Annotated in this window: 3 protein-coding genes; all 3 read left to right on the plus strand. The window is 45.9% G+C overall.

All coding sequences use genetic code 11. The features are described 5' to 3' along the window. Nucleotides 1-1,735: glycosyl hydrolase family 95 catalytic domain-containing protein (locus tag VIN08_RS27785; protein WP_331972877.1), on the plus strand; the 1,735-nt coding region annotated here is incomplete at its 5' end. After that, the gene (locus VIN08_RS27790; protein ID WP_331972879.1) at nucleotides 1,732-2,787 is read left to right on the plus strand and encodes an aldose epimerase family protein; all 1,056 of its coding nucleotides are present in this window, start codon (nucleotides 1,732-1,734) and stop codon (nucleotides 2,785-2,787) included. The genes VIN08_RS27785 and VIN08_RS27790, both read left to right, overlap by 4 nt. Before the next feature lie 60 nt (nucleotides 2,788-2,847). Next, nucleotides 2,848-5,058, plus strand: coding sequence for a glycoside hydrolase family 97 catalytic domain-containing protein (locus tag VIN08_RS27795; RefSeq protein ID WP_331972881.1), 2,211 nt, complete (start codon nucleotides 2,848-2,850; stop codon nucleotides 5,056-5,058). The last annotated feature ends 13 nt before the right edge of the window (nucleotides 5,059-5,071 follow it).

The following is a 5,071-nucleotide window of genomic DNA, read 5'->3' on the forward strand; positions in this document are numbered from 1 at the left end:
ACGTCCGGAACGGTTTGTTACTGTAGCCGATAAAGATGGCTTGCGCATGACAGGCCAATTGAACAATGGTACGGATGGTAAAGGCATGCTCTATGTCGCCAGAGTAAAAGCACAACTGAAAGGTGGCGAGCAGCATGTGGATAATAATGAGCTGGTGATTAACCAGGCCAGTGAAGTGATCCTCTATATATCTGCCGCCACTGATTTTAAAGATGCGGCCTTTGCAGATCGCGTGAATACTATATTAAATAAAGCGCAGCAGCGCTCTTATGCAGAGCAGAAGAAAATACATATAGCACAATACCAGAAAATGTTCGAGCGTGTAACGCTCAACCTTGGTGGGAATAATCATGCAGAGGATATAGTCACGGATAAACGCCTGGAAAAATTCTATAGCGATCCATCGTCCGACAATGGTATGGCGGTGCTATTCTATCAGTTTGGTCGATACCTTACCATCTGCAGTACGCGTGTTGGTTTACTGCCGCCTAATCTGCAAGGCTTGTGGGCGAATCAGGTACAAACTCCGTGGAATGGTGATTACCATCTCGATGTAAATGTACAGATGAATCACTGGCCGGTAGAAGTATCAAACCTTTCTGAATTGAATTTACCCTTGGCCGAACTAGTGCGTAACATGGTGCCGCATGGCGAGCGCACAGCGAAAGCATACTATCATGCGGATGGTTGGGTAGCGCACGTTATCACCAATATATGGGGCTATACCGAGCCGGGCGAGGATGCTTCGTGGGGAGCAACCAATGCGGGCTCCGGTTGGTTGTGTAATAATTTGTGGGAGCACTATGCATTTACCCACGACAAGGTATATCTGCAAAGTATATATCCGATATTAAAAGGCTCCGCACAGTTCTATAGCAGTGTGTTGATGGAAGACCCGAAGACAGGCTGGCTTGTTACAGCACCTTCTGTATCTCCGGAGAACTGGTTCTATTTACCCAATGGTAAAGCAGCCGGTATATGTATGGGGCCAACGATCGATCACCAGATCACACGAGAGTTGTTTATGAATGTAATTGCAGCATCCGAGCAATTGAATATAGATGAACCGTTTCGCGCTGCACTGAAAGATAAACTTGCCAAACTGCCACCTCCCGGAAGAGTAGCATCAGACGGACGATTGATGGAGTGGCTTGAAGAATATAAAGAAGCAGATGCGAAACATCGGCACGTTTCACATTTATACGGACTATATCCTGCACCGTTGATTACACCGGAAGCAACGCCCGCACTAGCAGACGCTTGTCGTAAAACATTAGAGGTGCGCGGTGATGATAGTCCCGGCTGGTCGAAGGCCTATAAAGTATTATTCTGGGCACGACTCAAAGATGGTAATCGTGCCTATTCCCTGTTACATGAATTACTGAAACCGGTTACGGATACCAATATCAACTACGGTGCGGGTGGCGGTATATATAGCAACATGCTATCGGCCGGACCACCGTTTCAGATCGATGGTAATTTCGGTGGTGCAGCAGGAGTTGCCGAAATGTTGATACAAAGTCATGCGGGTTTTATAGAGTTATTGCCGGCATTGCCCGATGCATGGAAATCATCCGGAGAGGTAAAAGGACTACGGGCCCGTGGAAATTATACCGTGGATATACAATGGAAAGACGGCCGCGTTACCAGGTACAGAATCACTTCTGCTGATCCGCGCAAGGTAAGCGTAAAAGTAAATGGTGTGTTATCAGATATTCTGGCAGACAAGATATGAGTACGATGCAGGATATATATCAGGGCGTTTCGCAAAAGGTTTGGGGAACCCACCGGGGAAAAGCTATACTGCTGTTCCGTTTAACGAATCGCCACGGAGCTTATATAGAGTTGATGAATTATGGAGCTACGCTGGTTTCGGTTGTTGTGCCCGATAAGCAGGGAATTCAGAAGAATGTTATTCTCGGGTATCCATCGCTGGAAGGGTATATACACGATCCGTGCTATATCGGTTCTACCATCGGGCGATTTGCCAACCGTATAGGTGGTGCGCAATTCAACCTGGATGGCAAGCTATATAGCCTGGAGAAAAACGATAACGCCCATACAAACCATGGGGGACTAAATGGCTTTAACAGCCGTGTGTTTGATTATAGTGTGCAAGATTATGCTGTATCGTTCAACCTATACAGCAGCGATGGAGAAGGAGGCTACCCCGGAAATCTACAGTTTAGTGTAACCTATACCTGGAACGACCGTCAGGAATTACATATACAGTATAAAGCAGTTTCGGATAAGAAGACCGTGATGAATTTCACAAACCACGCGTACTTTAATTTAACGGGCGAGAGTAAAGACATATTCGGGCATAACCTTACGATTCAGGCTTCGAAAGTATTGGAGAGTCGTGCGGATTATATTCCTACAGGTGCTATCATTCCCGCCAACGAAAAATCTTTTTATAATCATGCTGTCAAAAGCCGCGTAGAAACCATACAGGGAAAAGTATCCGGACTGAATACCTACTATATATTTGATGAAGCAAGCCGCAAGGCCGATGATATAGTAGGCACGCTACACAGTGCGGAGTCAGGTATAAAACTGGACATTGCTACATCGTATCCCGGGGTTCAATTATATACCGGTGATTATCTGCAAAGTATATATCCGAATAATCATGCCACAACGCACAAGCCTTTTGATGGGCTTTGCCTCGAGTGTCAGTATTATCCGGATAGTCCGAATCATGAGCATTTCCCTTCTACCGTCCGGGAAGCAGGGCGGGTGTACAACGAATATATAGTATATAAATTCAGTACACTGGTATCGTGATGAGAGAAAATAAAGTATCCTGTAAGAGTATGTTTAAGACTAGAAAACAAATTCAGTAATATGAAATTTTATACACAGTTGAGAGGATGGGGTGTGGGATTTTTCATCCTGTTAGGATTAAGTAAGGCCTATGCCCAGTATTCGGTTACTTCACCGGATAGCGGACTAAAGATCAAGGTAGATGTTTCTACCAGCGTGCAGTATTCGGTTGAGCACAACGGTACGGCTATTGTCAGCCCGTCTGCTATATCATTGTCGTTAAGCACCGGTCTAGTGCTGGGTAAAAATGGTACTGTTGCCAGCACCAGCACGCGCAGTGTAAATCAAACGATTACCCGTCTCTATGGAAAAAGTGCCACGTTGCAGGATAACTTCAACGAGCTTACGATCAACTTTACGCAAAATTATTCGCTGATCGTTCGCGCCTATAACGAAGGTGTAGCCTATCGTTTCCAAACAGCGTTGGGCGGAACACTCAATGTAGTTTCTGAAGAAGCGAACTTTAACTTTGCAGCCACTACCAGCATTATCTTTCCGGAAGCAGATCAGGCAATGCAGTCGTGGGAGCGATCGTATGTGAACTATGCATCTATAGCCAGTATCAATGCCGGTACATTTTCGATTACGCCTACCATGTTCACCTTTGCGTCCGGTACCCGTGCCGTTGTAGCGGAGTCAGACCTGTTCGATTATCCGGGTATGTATTTGCAGCCAAGCGGAACCACCAATGGTATGCAGGGTAAGTGGGCGCAGTATCCCAAAACGGTTTCCAACCCGACTGATATATATTCTTACCACCGTGTATTGACGCGGGAGAATTTTCTTGCCACTACATCCGGAACACGTGATTATCCGTGGCGTGTTGTTATTGTTTCAGACGATGATAAAGACCTGCTGGCAAACGAACTCATCTATAAACTGGCCAAGCCTTCCGTGCTGACCAACACGTCCTATATCAAGCCCGGTCGCTCCGCGTGGGAGTGGTGGCACGATGCTATACTGGATACAAACAAAATTCCTTCCGGCCTGAATCATCTCGGTTTCGATTTGTATAAATACTATATCGATTTTGCCGCACAGTATAAAATCGAGTATATCACGATGGATGCCGGCTGGAGCGATACCTATGCAGCACAGGTTTGCCAGTATGCAGCTTCTAAAAATGTGAAAGTATTTGCGTGGGATTTTATCAATTTGCCTATAGAGAATCCGAATCGTCTTGCTCAATTAAAAGCGCTGGGTATTGCCGGTGTGAAAGTTGACTTGATCGAACGTGATGACCAGGTTGCTATCAACTGGTTTCAGCAACTTGCCCAGGCATGTGCCGATCAGCAAATGATGATCATCTTTCACGGCTGTGGTAAACCTACAGGACTGGAACGCACGTATCCCAATATACTTAACTTCGAAGCGGTGCGCGGTGCAGAAAACGACAAGTGGGATTTCTCTGCGAACCCAACCTATCATTTGCAGTTTCCTTTCATTCGCATGTTAGCCGGACCGTTGGATTATACTCCTGGTTCATTGCGCAATGTGCATCGCTCACAATTTAATTATACTCCCACAGGTGTTCCCATGTCGATGGGTACACGCACACATGAATTGGCAATGTATGTAATATTCGATCAGCCACTCGGATACTTGTGCGATTCACCTACGCAATATCAAAGCAATCCGGATATGATGAATTTTCTTTCGGTAGTACCAACCACATGGGATCAAACCGTTCCACTCGATGCGAAAGTGGAAGACTATGCCGTGATGGCCAAGCAAACCGGAAACGACTGGTTTGTAGGTGCTATGACCAGCGAGGATGCACGAGATATTGAGGTTGATTTTTCATTCCTGCCGTCAGGTATTGATAAAGTAGCAGAGATCTGGCGCGATAACGAATCGACAGAAGCCAACGCGAAGGCCTATACGCGCGAAGTGATCACGGTAAACAGCGCGTCAAAATTAAATTTTCACCTGGCATCAGAAGGAGGGTTAGTCATGCACATACAGGATGCTATTACCGGCACGATCCGCGATGAAGGAAATTCACACATATCAGTATATCAAAGTCTCGATCAGACAAAAGTAACGGTGCAGGCAGGCGAAGCGATTCGCTCTATCTCTATAATCGATCTCTCAGGAAAACTATGTTACCAGGAAACTGTGGAAGGACGCCAGTCGTTGCGTAACATTGATGTTGCTTCCTTCCCGAAAGGTGTATATATTGTAAAGGTGAATACGGCATCACACCAATACTCATCCAAGATTATTCGCTAAGGCAAAATAGCTG

It is taken from the genome of Ohtaekwangia sp. (genome assembly GCF_036568665.1).
Lineage (GTDB): Bacteria > Bacteroidota > Bacteroidia > Cytophagales > Cyclobacteriaceae > Ohtaekwangia.